Here is a 15,327-nt window from a genome sequence, read left to right as displayed (position 1 = left end):
AGAAGTAAGGAGAAAATCGACATGAAACGACGCGTTCGAATAGGTATAGATGTTGGTGGCACGCATACGAAAGCAGTAGCTATTGACAATGATACACAAGAAATTATTGGAAAATCCTCCGTGAAGACGACTCATGATAGTGAGAAGGGTGTGGCTGAAGGAGTAGTAAATTCCTTTTTAAAATGTTTGTCCGAATTTGACATAGCAGCTGAAGAAGTGGTTTTTGTTGCCCACAGTACAACCCAAGCAACCAATGCATTATTGGAAGGTGACGTAGCAAAAATTGGGATCATCAGCACTGCTCGCGGGAAGATGGAAGGCTGGCTGGCTAAACCTCAAACGAATCTAAAGGATATCGATTTAGGGACCGGCAGAAGTATTCATGTTCTCTCTCGTTTTATTTCTCATAAAGATTTTGATGAAGCAGCAATTTCTAAAAACATTGATGAATTGTTAGCAGAAGGAATTGATGTTTTAGTAGCTTCAGCAGCTTTTGGAGTAGATAATTTGAGCTTGGAAGAAAAAATTGCAGAGATTGGTAAGCGTAAAGGAGTCCAAGTAACGTTGGCCTCGGAAATGACCAAGCTGTATGGCTTGTCTCGTCGGACGCGTACTGCAACGATCAATGCATCGATTTTACCTAAGATGCTGGAAACAGCTAATTCAACTGAACAAAGTGTCCGTTCATCAGGTGTAGACGTTCCCTTAATGATTATGCGTGGTGACGGTGGACTGATGGATGTTGTTGAAATGAAAAAACGTCCAGTATTAACAATGCTTTCTGGTCCAGCGGCCAGCGTAATGGGTGCCTTGATGTATTTACGAACGTCAAACGGGATTTATTTCGAAGTTGGAGGAACCTCCACCAACTTGGGTGTAATTAAAAATGGTCGTCCGGTGATTGACTACTCAGAAATTTCAGGACATAAAACCTACGTAAACTCTTTAGATGTTCGCGTGCTGGGGGTAGCCGGAGGAAGTATGATTCGAGTAAGCAAAAGTGGTGTAAAAGATGTCGGTCCTCGAAGTGCCCACATTGCCGGTTTGGAATACTCAGTATATACTCCCGAAGATGAAATTGTTGATCCAAAGCTGGAGCTGTTTGCACCAAAACCAGGGGATCCAGAAGATTACGTAGCGATCCGTTTAGCAAGTGGAAAAGCAGTGACTATCACTAATTCCTGCGCAGCAAATGTTTTAGGCTATGTTACGGAAGAAGATTTTTCACATGGGTATGTCGAATCTGCGCGTAAAGCAATGCAGCCGTTGGCAGATTATTTAGGCCAAACTGTAGAAGAGGTCGCTCGCCAAATCTTAAGCAAAGCTGTTGAGAAGATCGAGCCGGTCATTCAATCCCTGGCCAAGAAATACCAGCTGGAGAAAAACCAAATGACGCTAGTAGGTGTTGGCGGCGGCGTGGCTTCATTGATCAAGTTTGCGGCAGAAAGAATGGATTTGGTTTATAAAATTCCTGAAAATGCTGAAGTAATTTCTTCTATTGGTGTAGCCCTGGCAGCTGTTCAGGATGTAGTGGAACGGATTGTTCCTAGTCCGACCAAATCAGATATTCAATCAATTAAACAAGAAGTTATCAATATGGCGATTGAAAGCGGCGCAACTGAAGATAGTGTGGAGGTTCATATCGAAATTGATCCACAAACCCAAAAAATCACAGCACGGGCTTCAGGATCTACCGCTGCTCAAGCGACGGAATTGCAAAGTGCAGCAACTGAGACCGAAGCAAGAGAAATTGCGGTACATGATCTACGGGTTCCAGACAATGAAGTTAAACTATTAGAAAAAACGGATCAATTCCATATTTTTGGTGCTTCTTCGGCTAAAACCGGCGAAGCCATTCGAGTAATCGATAAAAAGGGCTTCATTCGGGTACAGCGCCAGCATGCCAAAGTGGTCAAAACGACTATCCAAAGCTACCTGGAACAGGTAACGAAATTATGGGAAGATATGGCCAACTATCAAAGTGATTTGATTATTCGTCCCGATTTCTATTTCTGTGTGGGCCCCCGTTTACTCGATTTCTCCAGCACGGATTTTACCCAATTAACGATGCTGATTGATATCGAAATGAGCGAAATCGTTGGTACTGATGAAATTATCATTATTGCTGCCAACCGCTTCAAATAATGAACAGCCTTCTTCTTGAACGCTGTTTTAAGGAGAGAAGCTGTGAGTACAGAAGGATTTGTCAAACAGATTATTCAGCTTAGCCAGCAATCAGAGGAATTATTTGCTCACTATTTACTGGCTCAGGATAATCTTTATCGTAAAATTCCCGAAAATGAACAAGCTGCTTTGGTAGCAAAAGCAATCGCAAGCGGACAGGCTGCGGCTCGGCACTTACAGAGTCTGAGCCTGTCTGATTTTCTGGCTGAAGCGGGAATCAGTGTAACCTATGTTGAGGAAACCTCCAGTAAAACTAAGGTGGCTTATACTTTGGCAGAAATCTGTTTGCCAAACCGGATTACCTTGAACCGCACCTTGCTTGACTCTGGTCAGCAGCTAATTGATCAGCAAGAGGCGCTGCAATTCTTAGTAGAACGCGCGCCGATTGATGATGTTTTGATTGCTCACGAATTATATCATTATTTGGAAAATCGCGACCAGCTGTATACCACGGAAAAACATGTCCAGTACAAAATTGGTCCGTTTTCAAAAACAGTTAGAATACATTCCTTGAGTGAGATTGCAGCCACGGCATTTGCCAAAGAGGTCTTTGATTTAAGCTTTTCACCGCTTTTATTCAATCCAGTGCTGCTATACAAGTTTGATACAGCGTTCAGTGAATCCTTTAATGAGCAGCTGTTGAAACAAATAGAGTGATTCATCACTTGAAGCTATGGATTAATTAAAAAAAGCAATTAGTTTAATTGCTTAAAGTAACGTATAGTAGGTAATAGAGAATAACAACAAAAGGAGAAATCAAACAATGGAAAAAACTTGGTTAGATTTAGCTGGCGACGTAGTAATCATCACTGGTGCTTTAGGCGGAATGGGACGCAAAATCGCAAACGACTTTGCTGAACAAGGCGCTAAATTAGCTTTAGTGGATTTGAACGAAGAAGCAACACAAAGCTATGCGAAGGAATTAAACAGCACATATGGTGTAGAAGCAAAAGGCTATGCATGCAACTCAACAGTTGAGGAACAAGTGGATGCTTTAGCTAAAGCAGTTAAAGCTGACTTTGGCCGCATTGATGTATTGGTTCAAACGGCTGCCATCTTAACATTTAGTCCTTTAGAGGATCTAGCTTTAGACGAATGGAAACGGACAATTGATGTAAACTTAACAGGTTATTTCTTAGTGTCACAACGCGTTGGCCGTGTGATGATTGAACAACAATCAGGTCGCATGGTTCACATTTCAACCATTGCGTCACTTAGTCCAGAAACTTACTCAGGTGCTTACAGCCCAAGTAAAGCCGGCGTAAATATGCTGTCTAAAATGATTGCTGGTGAGTGGGGACAATATGGCGTACGCAGCAACTGTGTATTACCATGCTTCGTTAAAACACCACTATCAACTAAATTCTATGAAGATGAAGAAGTAGAAGAAGGACGCAGAAGAATGACTGCTAACCGTCGTATCGGTGAAGTACAAGACATCGCGAATGCTGTTCTTTACTTGGCAAGCAAACGTTCTGACTACACCAATGGTCATGAGCTGCGTGTTGAAGGCGGCTTTGGCAATATGATCGGCGACTTGGTTCCAAAACCAGGCGGACGTCGTCAATATGCAATTGATTCAAAGAAACCTAAAAACTAATTAAAATCAACCCAGCTAAAAGGAGCAATGTCTGCTCAGCTTAGCTGGTTTTTTTGTGTGAATAACTTTTGGTCCTTTATTCCAATTATTGGGTGGAGACCAACTTTAGATCCAAACATTTAATCATGGAATACTGCGAAAACAGCTCAGTATGAAAGTAACTGTGATTTAAAATGTCGCAGCCTCTTTAACTTAACAGGAATGACTGAAAATATGGAGACATAATCAGTTAATCCACATTAGCGTAGTCCTTTTTTACCAAATACTTACCCGTTTTTCAGGAGCTAAATACATCTCATCTTCTGCTGTGACATCAAAGGTTTGATAGAAATCCTCCATGTTTTTCACCTGAATATTTGCTCGCAGTTTATTTGGTGCATGAACATCAACAGCTAATAAAAGCTGAGAGTATTCAGGCCGCGCCTTCATACGCCAAATAGTAGCCCAGTTGATAAAGAAGGCTTCAAGATCTGTTTCTTCTTCTCGCTTGGCGGCTTCTAATGCACAGCTTAAACCACCCGCATCAGCAATATTCTCAGAAACTGTCAGCTTGCCATTCACTTTTCCACCAGCAATTTCTAAGCCATCAAATTCTGCAATCATTGCATCAGCTAAGGTTTGGAACTGCTGACGGTCTTCTTCAGTCCACCAGTTATTCAAATTGCCCAGCTCATCAAAGAGAGAACCGTTGTTGTCAAAGGCATGTGAAATTTCGTGAGCGATAACTGCTCCGATTCCGCCGTAATTAGCACTCTTTGACTGCTCCAAGCTGTAAAAAGGCGCCTGCAGAATGGCTGCTGGGAAGACAATGATATTGCGGAATGGATGATAGTACGCATTTACAGTATCCGCGCTCATTTCCCATTCGTCCCGATCAACTGGCTGGTTCCATTTGCTGAATTGATCTTCACGACTTAACCGACTAAAGGCCAGTGCATTTGTCAGCAAGGTTCCGCCTTTTTCTGCCGGCATTACTTTAAAGCGATGGTACAATTCTGGAATTTCGTCCGGGTAACCAACATGGATTCCCAGCGTACTTAACTTCAAAATAGCTTTTTCGCGGGTAGCCTCACCTAGCCAAGTATTATTTGCTAAGCGGTCTTTGTAGACTTGAATCATGGTTTCCACCATTTGTTTGACATCATTTTTGGCTTGTTCACCAAAATATTTCTTTCCGTAGTAGTCGCCTAAAACTTGGTCAAATCGACCTGAAGCTAAATAGAAGGCGGCTTTTTTCTGCGGTCTCGCTTCGGCTGTGCCTGATAAAGCACGACTGTAGATGCCGCCAATTTGGCGAGCATCTTCACTTAAATAGCCAGTTAAGGCATTCAGACTGAGAACCATCATCCAGCTTTTTACTAGAGAAAAATTATCTGGATTAAAGAAGCTGTCCAATTGCTCAAAGTAAAGAGGTTCGGTCACAATCACTTGTTCCGGAAGCTGACCAACTAAATTTTGCAGCAGCTGATCCAGCTTTAAGTAGCTGCTGTGGGCCACAAATTCTTCGACAGATTGAGGATTATACATTTTACTGTAATCGGCATTTTCTTCGGCACTTTTCACATGAGGAGCGATTAGGCGGTCAAAAGCTAACGCTTCATCCGTCATTCGTTCGGCTTCTTTCTTTTCATAGCCTGCTAAATCGAAAAGCTGCAAGGTCATATCTTTGAAAATAGCCAGCAGCTGTTCTGCTTGTGGATGATCCTCAGCATAATAGGTTTTGTCTGGTAGAATTAGACTAGTTGAACCAGCAAACAGTGCATTGGTTGTAGTATTCTTCATATCAGCATCAACATCTAAGCCAAAAGGCAACGGCAGTCCTGATAGGACCCAATCTTTTAACTGTTCATTTAAATCTGAAAAAGAAGTTAATTTTTCAATCCGTCCCAGAATTGGCAGCAAAGGTTGCATACCATCTGCATTTCGCTTTTCAAAGTCGCTAGTTAAGCGATAATAGGCGATATATTCCTTCATTAAGTCGTTCGGAATCGTATCAGGTTCCTCCACCAGCTGATTGGTATCGGCGATCAACAGATCGTCAATCTCATCTACCAAATCCTGAAAGCCCCCGGTTGCCGGTTTATCTGCTGGAATCTCAGCAGTTTTCAACCATTCACCATTAACGGCTTCATACAAATCTTGTTTTATCATCAATTTTTCCATTTAATACGTGCCCCTTTCCTTCCTTTCTATTATCATATAGACAAGAGAAATACTCAAAACAAATAAACTCAAGGAGCAAAAAAGATGACGTATCCTTTAAATACTTGGATTGAATTGCCAGAAGAGCGCTTCATAACCTACCGTACTTGGCGCACCCCCAGCGGTTTTTTATGCGGCACATATGCCAGCAGTGTTTTGCTGGCTTATTATCAAGATTATTTGGATGAAACCATTCTTCCGACCAGACTGCGAAAAAAGGGCTCAGCAGATAACCAAGCTCTAATTAAAGCAATGCAGCCAGTCTTGCAGCCGATTGATTTCCCCACGGTTCCAGTTCAAATCAGCTTCGGCTTGAATCGGTTTTTGAACCAGCAAAAAACGCACAAACGCACACGCTTCACTTCAACAGGTGCCTGGTATCGAGCAACAAAGCGAATTCTGGAAGGCAAGCCGGTAATGATTGGTGTTTTACGTTTGTTAGGCAGCACCTATGGAAACCACTGGGTAGTTGCTTATGGATTTTACGAAGACAGCCACGGCCAGCGCCTTTATAAGGTGCACGACAACTGGGGAAATTACAACAAAATAATCCCTGCGCGTTGGGCAAACGGCACAATCTCTTTTTCTTGAGAATAAAATCCACAAAAAAGAGTTAAAGTTGTGTTAAACTATTGGTAGAAAATGCTTGGAGGGACACCATGACAGAACAAAATAGCGAAAAGAAATTCAAGATCTTTAGTTTAAATGGCAATCAGCCGTTGGGCGAAAAGATTGCAGCTGTTTGTGGAACAACATTAGGTAAGTGTACAGTGAAACAATTTAGCGATGGAGAAATTGCCATCAACGTAGAGGAAACCGTACGAGGCTATGATATCTATTTGGTACAAGCCACTAATCAGCCGGTAAATGATTACTACATGGAATTGTTGATTATGATTGATGCGATGAAACGGGCCAGCGCCAAGACAGTCAATGTTGTATTACCTTATTATGGGTATGCAAGACAGGATCGGACAGCGAAGCCGCATGAACCAATTACAGCAAAATTGATTGCCAACCTTTTATCAGATGCAGGGGCAACCCGCGTACTGACATTAGATTTGCACACTGTTCAAGTCCAAGGATTTTTCGATATCCCAGTTGATAATTTATTTACCATGCCGCTTTTTGCTCACTATTATCGTGAGAAGAAGATGGTAGGGGATGACTATGTAGTCGTATCACCTAAGAACAGCGGTGTGCAGCGTGCCCGCAGCTTGTCGGAATATTTAGATACAACGATTGCGATTGTAGATGAAGCTGAAGAAGGCAGTCCAGAAAGCGGATATGTGATCGGCGATGTTGCTGGTAAAGTCTGTATTATGGTGGATGATATTTTGAATACGGGACAGGTTTTCAAAAAGGCAGCTGCTACCTTGAAAAAGGCAGGAGCTAAAGATGTTGTTGCCTGTGCATCTCATGGCTTGCTCTCAGTGCCAGCCAAGGAATGTTTAGATCAAACCGATATAAAAGAAATTTGCATCACTGATTCGGTCTTCACACCAGATGATCGTCATCCGAAGCAGTTGAAAATCATCAGCTGTGCTGATTTAATGGGTGAAGCCTTAAAACGCATTCACAACAACCAATCAGTCAGTCCATTGTTTACTGTTGAAAAAAAAGAGTTTGAATAGAAAGTTAAAAAGGTGCTCTAAAACTGATTTAATCAGTTTAGGGCACCTTTTTTTAGGTGAGTTATTCTTTGGTCAGGAGCTCATCAGTTTTAATCGCCAAAGAAAGCTGTTCGTATAAAGCAAAGTCGGACAATACTAGAGAATCATGACTTAGAAGCTCTTTTAGTTTGTGCAGCCGATAGCGAACAGAATTTTCGTGAATTTCTAAGGCATCCGCCATCATAGAAAGATTGCCTTCATAATGAACAAAGGCTCTGGCAGTTTCCAGCAGCTTTTGTTTTTTTGAAGGATCATTTTGTTTGATTTTATGCAGCAGCATCTGACTGTAACGGGAGAAGATATCGTCTTGATAATACGGAATTAGCAGCTGGTAAACACCCAATTCCTCATAACTGTTGACTCTATTTTGTGATTTTTCACCGAACTGGGCGCTTATCAAGGCTTCGGAGAACGCATTTTTCAATTCGGATGTTTGGCGATAATCCAAGCTTCTGCCTACCACGAAATCAGTCGCAGGTAAGCCGATTTGCTGGAAGAGATCAGCAATCGGCGGAAAGCTTTCCTCCTTGAGCGAGTGTTTTTTCATGCCTAAAAGTACAAAGAAGCCTTGCCGATAACCGATACCCCGGATGAAAAAGCTGCTGTGCTGATAATTGTTTATTAAGGATAGCCAATGAACAATGGGTAAATTCAAGCGATCAGGCAAAAGATAAAACAGAGCAAATTTTTTAAGCTGCTCCTGTTGAAACAATAGGGACTGAATCCTTGCTTCAGGAATCGCTTCACCAGCCAACAATTCCTCCACAAGCATTTCCAGAATCTTCTGTTGGCCATCAAAGGAAATGACCTGTTTCAGCTGAAATAAAATATCTTCGAAATGAGGAGTGGCTGACTGCTCATAAGTAAAAATCGGGAAATTAATTTCATTCGCATAGGCCAGGAGCTTAACAGGTAATTCTTGAAAGAAAATCTTTTTGACAATTAATCCGCTGACCCCATCCCGATAAAGCAGACGAATCGTATCCACCAGTAGATCGGGTTTATTTTTAGCAAAATACAAGCTCGTAATAACTAAGGTGTTTACATCAAATTTTCTTTTAGGGTGCAACCCCTCATCGTATTCATATTCTAAAATACCTACCGTAGTAATTTCGTTGTCCAGTCCGCTTTTGCCTGCTGCCAAGCTTAAAAAATGAAAGTAATCAAAGGCTAACACTTCGCGAATCGCAATACTCATGCCTTTCCTCCTCTGGGTATTTAATAATTATGCATTCCAATCAAAGTAATTATAGCATTGCAGCTGCTCTTTTTGTACGATTCACAAAAATTCGCAAACCAAATTGTATTATTTTCAAAAAAGTGAGCAGCATTAGCAGGTATAATAAGAATAACCAAAAAATGTAGGGATAAAGGTGAATGAATATTCACTGCTTGGAGGGGAAACAATGGAGAAAAGATGGTTAAGTAAATGGCCCATTTTGCTGCTGGGATTATTGATTGTTTTGACCGGTAGTATCAAAGGCTACGCGGAGGAGGATGATTCACTGCAAAGAGTGTTGGATCGGGGAACACTAATTGTTGGAACATCTGCGGATAATCCGCCAAAAGAGTTTATTCGCATGAACAATGGCAAGGAAGAAATCGTGGGTTTTGATATTGATGTCGCGAAGGAAATTGCGAAGGAATTAGGGGTTGAGCTGGAAATAACCAACATGAAGTTTGATGGTCTGATTCCTAGTATTCAAACCAATGAGTTTGATATGGCATTGGCTGGTTTCAATCCGACACCTGAAAGAAGAGAAATTGTTGGTTTTTCTAATCCTTATCATACTTTACCCTTTGTCATATTGACGACCAAGGATAAAGCCGAGGTCTTCACTTCTGTAGATTCCTTAACGGGCAAAGAAGTGGCTGCTCAAAAGGGTTCTACTCAGGAAACCATTCTCAACGACTATTTAGGAAATGCACAGCCTGTCGCGTTAGGCAAGCTGCCAGAGGTTATTGCGGAAATTAATGCTGGAACAGTGGATGCTGGTGTAGTCGGTTGGTTAACGGCCCAGAATTATTTAGACGTTTATCCCAACCTAACGATTGCGGATGTTGAGATTGAGGTTCCTGAAGAAAAGACAGCTCAGGTAATTGCTTTCCCTAAAGAAAGCACGGCATTAATTGAACGAGTGAACGAAATCATCGCTGATATGGAAGAAAAAGGAATGATGGAGGACCTCTTAGACAAAAATATTGAACTGGCGAAGGCTGGTGATAGTCAAGATAGCCAAAGTATGTTGAAGACGTATGGTCCGTTGTTCCTGAAAGGTGCCCTAACGACAATTGGTGTAGCTGTAGTTTGTGTGCTTTTCGGCACCTTGCTGGGAATTTTGATTGCTTTGTTGAGAATTTCTTCCAACAAGCTGTTGAAAGCACTAGCCACCTTTTATATCCAGGTGCTTCGGGGAACGCCAGCCTTGCTCCAAGTATTCATTTTCTATTTTGGCCTTTCCATGATTATTTCTATTCCCTCGGTTCATGTGTGGGGTGTGAATTTAGCCCGTTTAATTCCGGGATGTATTGCGCTGTCGATTAATTCCAGTGCTTATGTAGCTGAAATTATCCGCTCGGGGATTAACGCAGTCGATAAAGGACAAAGCGAAGCCGGTTATTCATTAGGATTAAACAAGCGGATAACCATGAGAGAAATTATTTTGCCTCAAGCCATTCGCAATATTCTGCCGGCGTTAGGCAACGAGTTCATTTCTATGATTAAAGAAACGTCCTTATTGTCAGTGATTGCGGTTTCTGAATTGATGTTTGTGGCGGATACAGTAAAGGCTGCGACCTATCGCACGATGGAATCGCTCTTTATTGCAGCGATTATCTATTTCTGCATGACCTGTGTGGTTTCATTGCTGGTGGCTCGTTTTGAGAAAAAGCTGGCTCGTTCATCTAAAAGCTAGGGGGAGAAAACATGTCTGAATTGATTCAAGTAAATGAGCTGCATAAAGCCTTTGGTGATAATCAGGTGCTGAACGGTATTACAACTAATGTAAAAAGAGGCGAGGTCGTAGTAGTTATTGGCCCGTCCGGTTCAGGGAAAAGTACATTTTTACGCTGCTTGAACCTGCTGGAAATGCCTACCAGCGGACAAATTATTTTTGAAGGGACCGATCTAACTGATCCCAAAACGGAAATTTTTCAGGTAAGAGAAAAAATGGGCATGGTTTTCCAATCCTTCAATCTCTTTCCTCACAAAACAGTCATGGAAAATCTGTGCCTGGCGCCTGTAAAATTGAATCGTAAGAGTGCTCAGCAGGCCAGAGAAAAGGCGGAAGCTTTACTGAAGCAGGTAGGACTTTCTGATAAAGCAGAGGCTTACCCAAGCTCCTTATCAGGTGGTCAGCAGCAGCGGATTGCGATTGCTCGAGCATTAGCCATGGAGCCGGATGTTATGTTGTTTGATGAACCAACCTCTGCTCTTGATCCTGAGATGGTAGGGGAAGTATTAACAGTGATGAAGGATTTAGCCCAAGAGGGAATGACCATGATTATTGTCACTCATGAGATGGGTTTTGCTAAAGAGGTAGGAGACCGGGTTCTATTTATGGACGAAGGAAAAATTGTTGAGGAAGCAGCACCCGTTGACTTGTTTGACCACCCACAGCATGCCCGGACCGTTGACTTTTTAAGTAAAGTATTGCACTAGAAGAATTAGGAGGAAACCAATTATGTATATTAAGCCTTTCGGTGTTGAACGTTGGCTTTCAAATTATGAATTCAATGTCGATTACAACTTAACCAGCACATCCATCATTCCATTTTCGCTGGATGAGCTGTTAGAAGTAACCGGTGAAAACCCAGAAGAAGTGAAAGAGGCGATTTTTTCTTTGCGCTTAAGCTATGGCGCAATTGAAGGAAATCCTGATTATTTAGCAGGCGTAGCCAGCCTATACGATTCACTTGGTCCAGACCAAGTTATTTCCACTCATGGAGGAGTGGGAGCATCTCACTTAACCATGATGACCTTGATTGAGCCCGGGGATCACGTTGTAGCGATCCTGCCAGCCTACCAGCAAATCTATTCTGTTCCCGAATCGATCGGAGCTAAGGTGGATTATTTGTTTATGGAGAAGGCTGATCGCTTTGTCATTGATTTAGACAAGCTGGATGCCTTAGTAACGCCAAAAACTAAAGCGATTTGTTTTAACAATCCCAACAATCCAACTGGACAAGTCGTCAGTGACGAAATCGTACGGGCTATGACAGAAATTGCGCGTAAAAACGATGCTTATCTAATTTGTGATGAAGCGTATCGCGGATTGGCTCACGAAGCTGGCTTTGGTTTATCAGTAGCTGACAGTTATGAAAAGGGAGTCAGTTTAGGAAGCATGTCAAAGGCGTTTGCCATGGCAGGTTTGCGTTTAGGCTGGATTGCGACACAGGATGAATGGCTGATTAAAGCAGTCGAAATACAGCGGGATTACACCATGATCAGCTGTGGCGGGATTGATGAATACATTGCCGGTTTGGCATTGAAAAATAAAGAGGTTGTTTGCGAAAGGAACTTAAGCATTGTTCGTCATCGAGTTGCCTTGTTTAATGACTGGGTAAAAAATGAACCGAAGCTTGATTGTATCCTGCCACAAGGAGGCACAGTTTGTCTCCCTTATTACCAAAGCAGCTTATCCTCTGAAGATTTTTGCCGTAAAGCGATCGAGACGGAGAGCGTGCTGCTGATGCCAGGCTCTGTTTTCGAATTGGAGAACTGTTTCCGCATGGGCTGTGCCCGCGAGCCAGAGGAGAAATTCCTAGCTGGACTAGAACGGGTTTCCAGCTTTTTGAAAAAGATTAATTAAGGAGAAAACCATGACACAAATACGAGTATTAAACCAAGCAATGGTAAAAGAAGTCTTGTCACTAAAAGAAACGATTCAAACCGTGGAAGAGGTTTATCGCGGAAAGGCTAGAGAAACAAGTACACTTTGGCCGATGATCTTTTATGAGTTTAAACCGGGAAAAGCGGATATGGATATCAAATCTGGTTATATGAAGGAATTAGGAATTTATGGACTAAAATTGGTTTCTTGGTATGGCAGTAATCCACAGCAGCAATTACCCGCATTGTTTGGAACGACACTGCTGTTTGATGATCAAACCGGCGCACCGTTGGGAATTGTGGATGCGGAATATATTACCGGTATGCGGACGGGTGCGGCAGCAGCTATTGGCAGCAAATATTTAGCTCGTCAAGATTCCGAAACCTTATTAATGGTAGGAACGGGTCATCAAGCGTTATTTCAGCTGTTGAGTCATTTACTCGTGATTCCTAATCTAAAGCAGCTGTTGATTTACGATCCTTTGGCAAAGGGAAATGCCGATTCCTTCGTGGCAGGCTGTAAGGAGCAGCTGCTCCATTTATTGGATCAACCGAAAATCAAAGAAGACCAAATCAAGCTGCGAGAGAAAATTGCACAGCTGCAGATTCATGCGGTAGAGGAAATAGCCAATGCTGTAGGAGCAGCTGATATTATCGTAACAGCAACCCCCTCTAAGCAGCCGATGATTCAAGCTGAGTGGGTGAAGCCGGGCACACACTTTAGCTGTGTTGGTGCCGATATGAGCGGCAAGCAGGAAATAGATGGCGCTATTTTCCAGCAAGCACGTCTCTTTGTGGATGATCGAAAGCAAGCGGTAGCCGTTGGAGAAACCGAGCAGCCGATTAAACAAGGATTAATTGATGAAACAGCGATTCAAGGAGAAATTGGTGAAGTTATTCTTGGATGGGTAGGTGGTCGTATCTCTGAAGCAGACATCACCATTTATGACACTACCGGAATTGCTCTACAGGATTTGGCAGTAACTAAACAGGTGCTTGATACAGCAGAGAAAAATGAAGTAGGTCAAGTAGTAGATCTATAGAGAGCAGCTCAGGGAAACCAATAGTCAGCATCGACGCTGATTCGTTGGTTTTCCTGAGTTTTTTAGCGGCCTGCCGATTCTTTCCTTGTCTAAAGCTGCTTGCCTATGCTAGAATAACCCTACTTTAACTATAGAAAGGTTCGTAGACTTGTGGAATCAATATATTTAGATCATGCAGCGACCAGTCCAATGCATCCTGAAGTCATTGCAGTGATGGCTGATGTTATGCAAAATTATTATGGCAATCCTTCGAGCATCCATCATCTGGGCCGCTCCGCTTCTTACAAATTAGAAGAAGCCCGAGAAGTGATCGCCAAAAGCCTAGATGTGAAGCCTCACGAGATTATCTTCAACAGTGGTGGAACTGAAGGGGATAATACCGCGATTTTAGAAACGGCATTTTCTCGTCAGACCCAGGGAAAGCATTTAATTACGACGCGGATCGAGCACCCTGCTGTTTTAAATACCATGCGTTATCTGGAAGATAAAGGCTTTGAGGTGACTTATTTAACAGTTGATCAAAAAGGCCGTATTTCACTGGATGAGCTGCAAGCTGCTCTGCGAACCGACACGATCTTAGTTTCTATTATGTACGGGAATAATGAAATCGGTAATCTGCTGCCGGTAAAAGAAATTGGAGAGCTGCTAAAAGAGCACCCCGCTTATTTTCATACAGATGCTGTTCAGGCTTATGGCAATCAAACGATTCGCCCCCATGAATGGGGCATTGATTTATTAAGCACCTCTGCTCATAAGGTCAACGGACCCCGAGGAGTAGGCTTCTTATACAAAAACGACGATATCCGCTTGCCCTCTTTATTGCATGGTGGTGAGCAGGAGGAGAAACGCCGGGCTGGAACAGAAAATCTGGCTGGCATTTGCGGCTTTGCCAAAGCAATCGAATTATTAACTTTAGAGGAACGAGACAACCGAGCACAAGCCTATCTCCAGTTTACTAAGACGATTTTACAGAGCCTAGATGAAGCGGGGATTGACTATGAGGTGAATGGCGAATTAGAGAACAAACTGCCCCATATTCTGAATTTACGATTTAACGGAATTGCCAGTGACTTACTGCTCATGAAATTGGATTTAAAAGGGATTGCTATCTCTACAGGTTCAGCATGTACTGCCGGCAACGTAGATCCTTCTCATGTGTTGGAAGAAATGTATGGAAAAAATGCGTCTGAGGTAAAAGAATCCGTACGGGTAAGCTTTGGCTACGGCAACACAGAGGCTGAGATACAGCGCTTCATCCAGGAACTGATTGCAGCAATTCAACAACTAAGAAAGTAGATTGAATTACGCGCCTGTTCCCTCTATAATAATAGGTAACGAAAAAAGAAGAGGTGAGCGCATGGCTTTTGCAAAAATAGCCACAGTAGAAGGTGCGAAAGTAAATTACAGCTTGGCACCAACTGCTAAAAAATACACATTACGAGACAATGGATTCACAGAAACAACTTCGGGCAATTTTCAATTAATTCGTCCGCTAGACGCAACTCCCCAAAGTAAAGAAGGCTTCAAATTAAAAATTACTGTCGCAAAGGATCTGCAACAGGTCAAAATGTCAATCACAACGGCTAATGGTCTAAAATCTGTGAATATTTTCAAAGATGACACCCATGTTCTATTACAGGAAAAGTTTTACTTTTTAATGGAGGGCATGATTGACCGAGGACTTTTTGTAAAAGTTAATAACTAATGAAGAAAACAATTTCCGTCTAAATTTTTGACGGAAATTGTTTTTATTTGTTCTTTAAAAGGTTCAATTGGAAAAGAATATGGTACACT

Annotated in this window: 13 protein-coding genes; 11 read left to right on the top strand and 2 right to left on the bottom strand. The window is 42.3% G+C overall.

Going from position 1 to position 15,327, the window contains the following annotated elements; translation table 11 throughout:
* The first annotated feature begins 21 nt into the window (after window positions 1-21).
* The 3 genes from IGI49_RS08400 to IGI49_RS08390 all read left to right on the top strand — a co-directional run bounded on the left by IGI49_RS08400 (window position 22) and on the right by IGI49_RS08390 (window position 3,784).
* Window positions 22-2,145 (top strand): hydantoinase/oxoprolinase family protein, encoded by a 2,124-nt coding sequence (locus IGI49_RS08400; RefSeq protein WP_207701097.1) that lies wholly within the window; start codon window positions 22-24, stop codon window positions 2,143-2,145.
* 42 nt (window positions 2,146-2,187) lie between these two features.
* Window positions 2,188-2,841: a hypothetical protein gene (locus IGI49_RS08395; RefSeq protein ID WP_429964134.1), complete on the top strand. Its 654-nt coding sequence runs from the start codon at window positions 2,188-2,190 to the stop codon at window positions 2,839-2,841.
* A gap of 106 nt (window positions 2,842-2,947) precedes the next feature.
* Window positions 2,948-3,784 (top strand): SDR family NAD(P)-dependent oxidoreductase, encoded by an 837-nt coding sequence (locus IGI49_RS08390; protein ID WP_207701099.1) that lies wholly within the window; start codon window positions 2,948-2,950, stop codon window positions 3,782-3,784.
* Window positions 3,785-4,039: 255 nt separating this feature from the next.
* Here IGI49_RS08390 and IGI49_RS08385 read toward each other — a convergent pair whose 3' ends face one another.
* A complete protein-coding gene (locus tag IGI49_RS08385; protein WP_429964133.1) occupies window positions 4,040-5,947 on the bottom strand; it encodes a M13 family metallopeptidase in 1,908 nt (635 codons plus the stop codon).
* A gap of 84 nt (window positions 5,948-6,031) precedes the next feature.
* On the opposite strand from IGI49_RS08385, the gene IGI49_RS08380 reads away from it, so the two are divergent.
* Entirely contained in the window at window positions 6,032-6,577 is a 546-nt protein-coding gene (locus IGI49_RS08380) for a hypothetical protein (RefSeq protein WP_429964132.1), read from the top strand.
* A 68-nt stretch (window positions 6,578-6,645) separates the two neighbouring features.
* Window positions 6,646-7,620, top strand: coding sequence for a ribose-phosphate diphosphokinase (locus IGI49_RS08375; protein ID WP_429964131.1), 975 nt, complete (start codon window positions 6,646-6,648; stop codon window positions 7,618-7,620).
* A 61-nt stretch (window positions 7,621-7,681) separates the two neighbouring features.
* Here IGI49_RS08375 and IGI49_RS08370 read toward each other — a convergent pair whose 3' ends face one another.
* A complete protein-coding gene (locus IGI49_RS08370) occupies window positions 7,682-8,857 on the bottom strand; it encodes a PucR family transcriptional regulator (protein WP_429964130.1) in 1,176 nt (391 codons plus the stop codon).
* A gap of 208 nt (window positions 8,858-9,065) precedes the next feature.
* On the opposite strand from IGI49_RS08370, the gene IGI49_RS08365 reads away from it, so the two are divergent.
* From IGI49_RS08365 to IGI49_RS08340, 6 genes are all read left to right on the top strand, one after another.
* Window positions 9,066-10,574 (top strand): ABC transporter substrate-binding protein/permease, encoded by a 1,509-nt coding sequence (locus IGI49_RS08365; protein ID WP_429964129.1) that lies wholly within the window; start codon window positions 9,066-9,068, stop codon window positions 10,572-10,574.
* A gap of 11 nt (window positions 10,575-10,585) precedes the next feature.
* Complete coding sequence (locus IGI49_RS08360; RefSeq protein WP_429964128.1) at window positions 10,586-11,320, top strand: amino acid ABC transporter ATP-binding protein; 735 nt, start codon at window positions 10,586-10,588, stop codon at window positions 11,318-11,320.
* A gap of 22 nt (window positions 11,321-11,342) precedes the next feature.
* The gene (locus IGI49_RS08355; protein WP_429964127.1) at window positions 11,343-12,470 is read left to right on the top strand and encodes an aminotransferase class I/II-fold pyridoxal phosphate-dependent enzyme; all 1,128 of its coding nucleotides are present in this window, start codon (window positions 11,343-11,345) and stop codon (window positions 12,468-12,470) included.
* A 10-nt stretch (window positions 12,471-12,480) separates the two neighbouring features.
* On the top strand, window positions 12,481-13,533 hold the full coding sequence (locus IGI49_RS08350) for an ornithine cyclodeaminase family protein (protein WP_429964126.1): 1,053 nt from the start codon (window positions 12,481-12,483) through the stop codon (window positions 13,531-13,533).
* Between the two features lie 150 nt (window positions 13,534-13,683).
* Window positions 13,684-14,829 carry a cysteine desulfurase family protein gene (locus IGI49_RS08345; RefSeq protein WP_429964125.1) on the top strand — a complete coding sequence of 382 codons (1,146 nt, stop codon included), beginning with the start codon at window positions 13,684-13,686 and terminating at the stop codon, window positions 14,827-14,829.
* Between the two features lie 61 nt (window positions 14,830-14,890).
* Window positions 14,891-15,238 carry a DUF1831 domain-containing protein gene (locus IGI49_RS08340; RefSeq protein ID WP_429964124.1) on the top strand — a complete coding sequence of 116 codons (348 nt, stop codon included), beginning with the start codon at window positions 14,891-14,893 and terminating at the stop codon, window positions 15,236-15,238.
* The last annotated feature ends 89 nt before the right edge of the window (window positions 15,239-15,327 follow it).

The organism is Enterococcus sp. AZ071 (genome assembly GCF_050499065.1).
GTDB lineage: Bacteria > Bacillota > Bacilli > Lactobacillales > Enterococcaceae > Enterococcus_A > Enterococcus_A ferrettii.
The sequence above is the reverse complement of the archived record's forward strand: the minus strand, read 5'-3'. Positions and strand labels throughout refer to the sequence as shown.

Excerpts from the sequence above, each read along its gene's own strand:
- IGI49_RS08355 (WP_429964127.1), top strand. The coding sequence starts at position 11,343 with ATGTATATTAAGCCTTTCGGTGTTGAACGTTGGCTTTCAAATTATGAA.
- IGI49_RS08360 (WP_429964128.1), top strand. The coding sequence starts at position 10,586 with ATGTCTGAATTGATTCAAGTAAATGAGCTGCATAAAGCCTTTGGTGAT.
- IGI49_RS08350 (WP_429964126.1), top strand. The coding sequence starts at position 12,481 with ATGACACAAATACGAGTATTAAACCAAGCAATGGTAAAAGAAGTCTTG.
- IGI49_RS08400 (WP_207701097.1), top strand. The coding sequence starts at position 22 with ATGAAACGACGCGTTCGAATAGGTATAGATGTTGGTGGCACGCATACG.
- IGI49_RS08375 (WP_429964131.1), top strand. The coding sequence starts at position 6,646 with ATGACAGAACAAAATAGCGAAAAGAAATTCAAGATCTTTAGTTTAAAT.
- IGI49_RS08365 (WP_429964129.1), top strand. The coding sequence starts at position 9,066 with ATGGAGAAAAGATGGTTAAGTAAATGGCCCATTTTGCTGCTGGGATTA.
- IGI49_RS08370 (WP_429964130.1), bottom strand. The coding sequence starts at position 8,857 with ATGAGTATTGCGATTCGCGAAGTGTTAGCCTTTGATTACTTTCATTTT.
- IGI49_RS08380 (WP_429964132.1), top strand. The coding sequence starts at position 6,032 with ATGACGTATCCTTTAAATACTTGGATTGAATTGCCAGAAGAGCGCTTC.
- IGI49_RS08385 (WP_429964133.1), bottom strand. The coding sequence starts at position 5,947 with ATGGAAAAATTGATGATAAAACAAGATTTGTATGAAGCCGTTAATGGT.
- IGI49_RS08340 (WP_429964124.1), top strand. The coding sequence starts at position 14,891 with ATGGCTTTTGCAAAAATAGCCACAGTAGAAGGTGCGAAAGTAAATTAC.
- IGI49_RS08390 (WP_207701099.1), top strand. The coding sequence starts at position 2,948 with ATGGAAAAAACTTGGTTAGATTTAGCTGGCGACGTAGTAATCATCACT.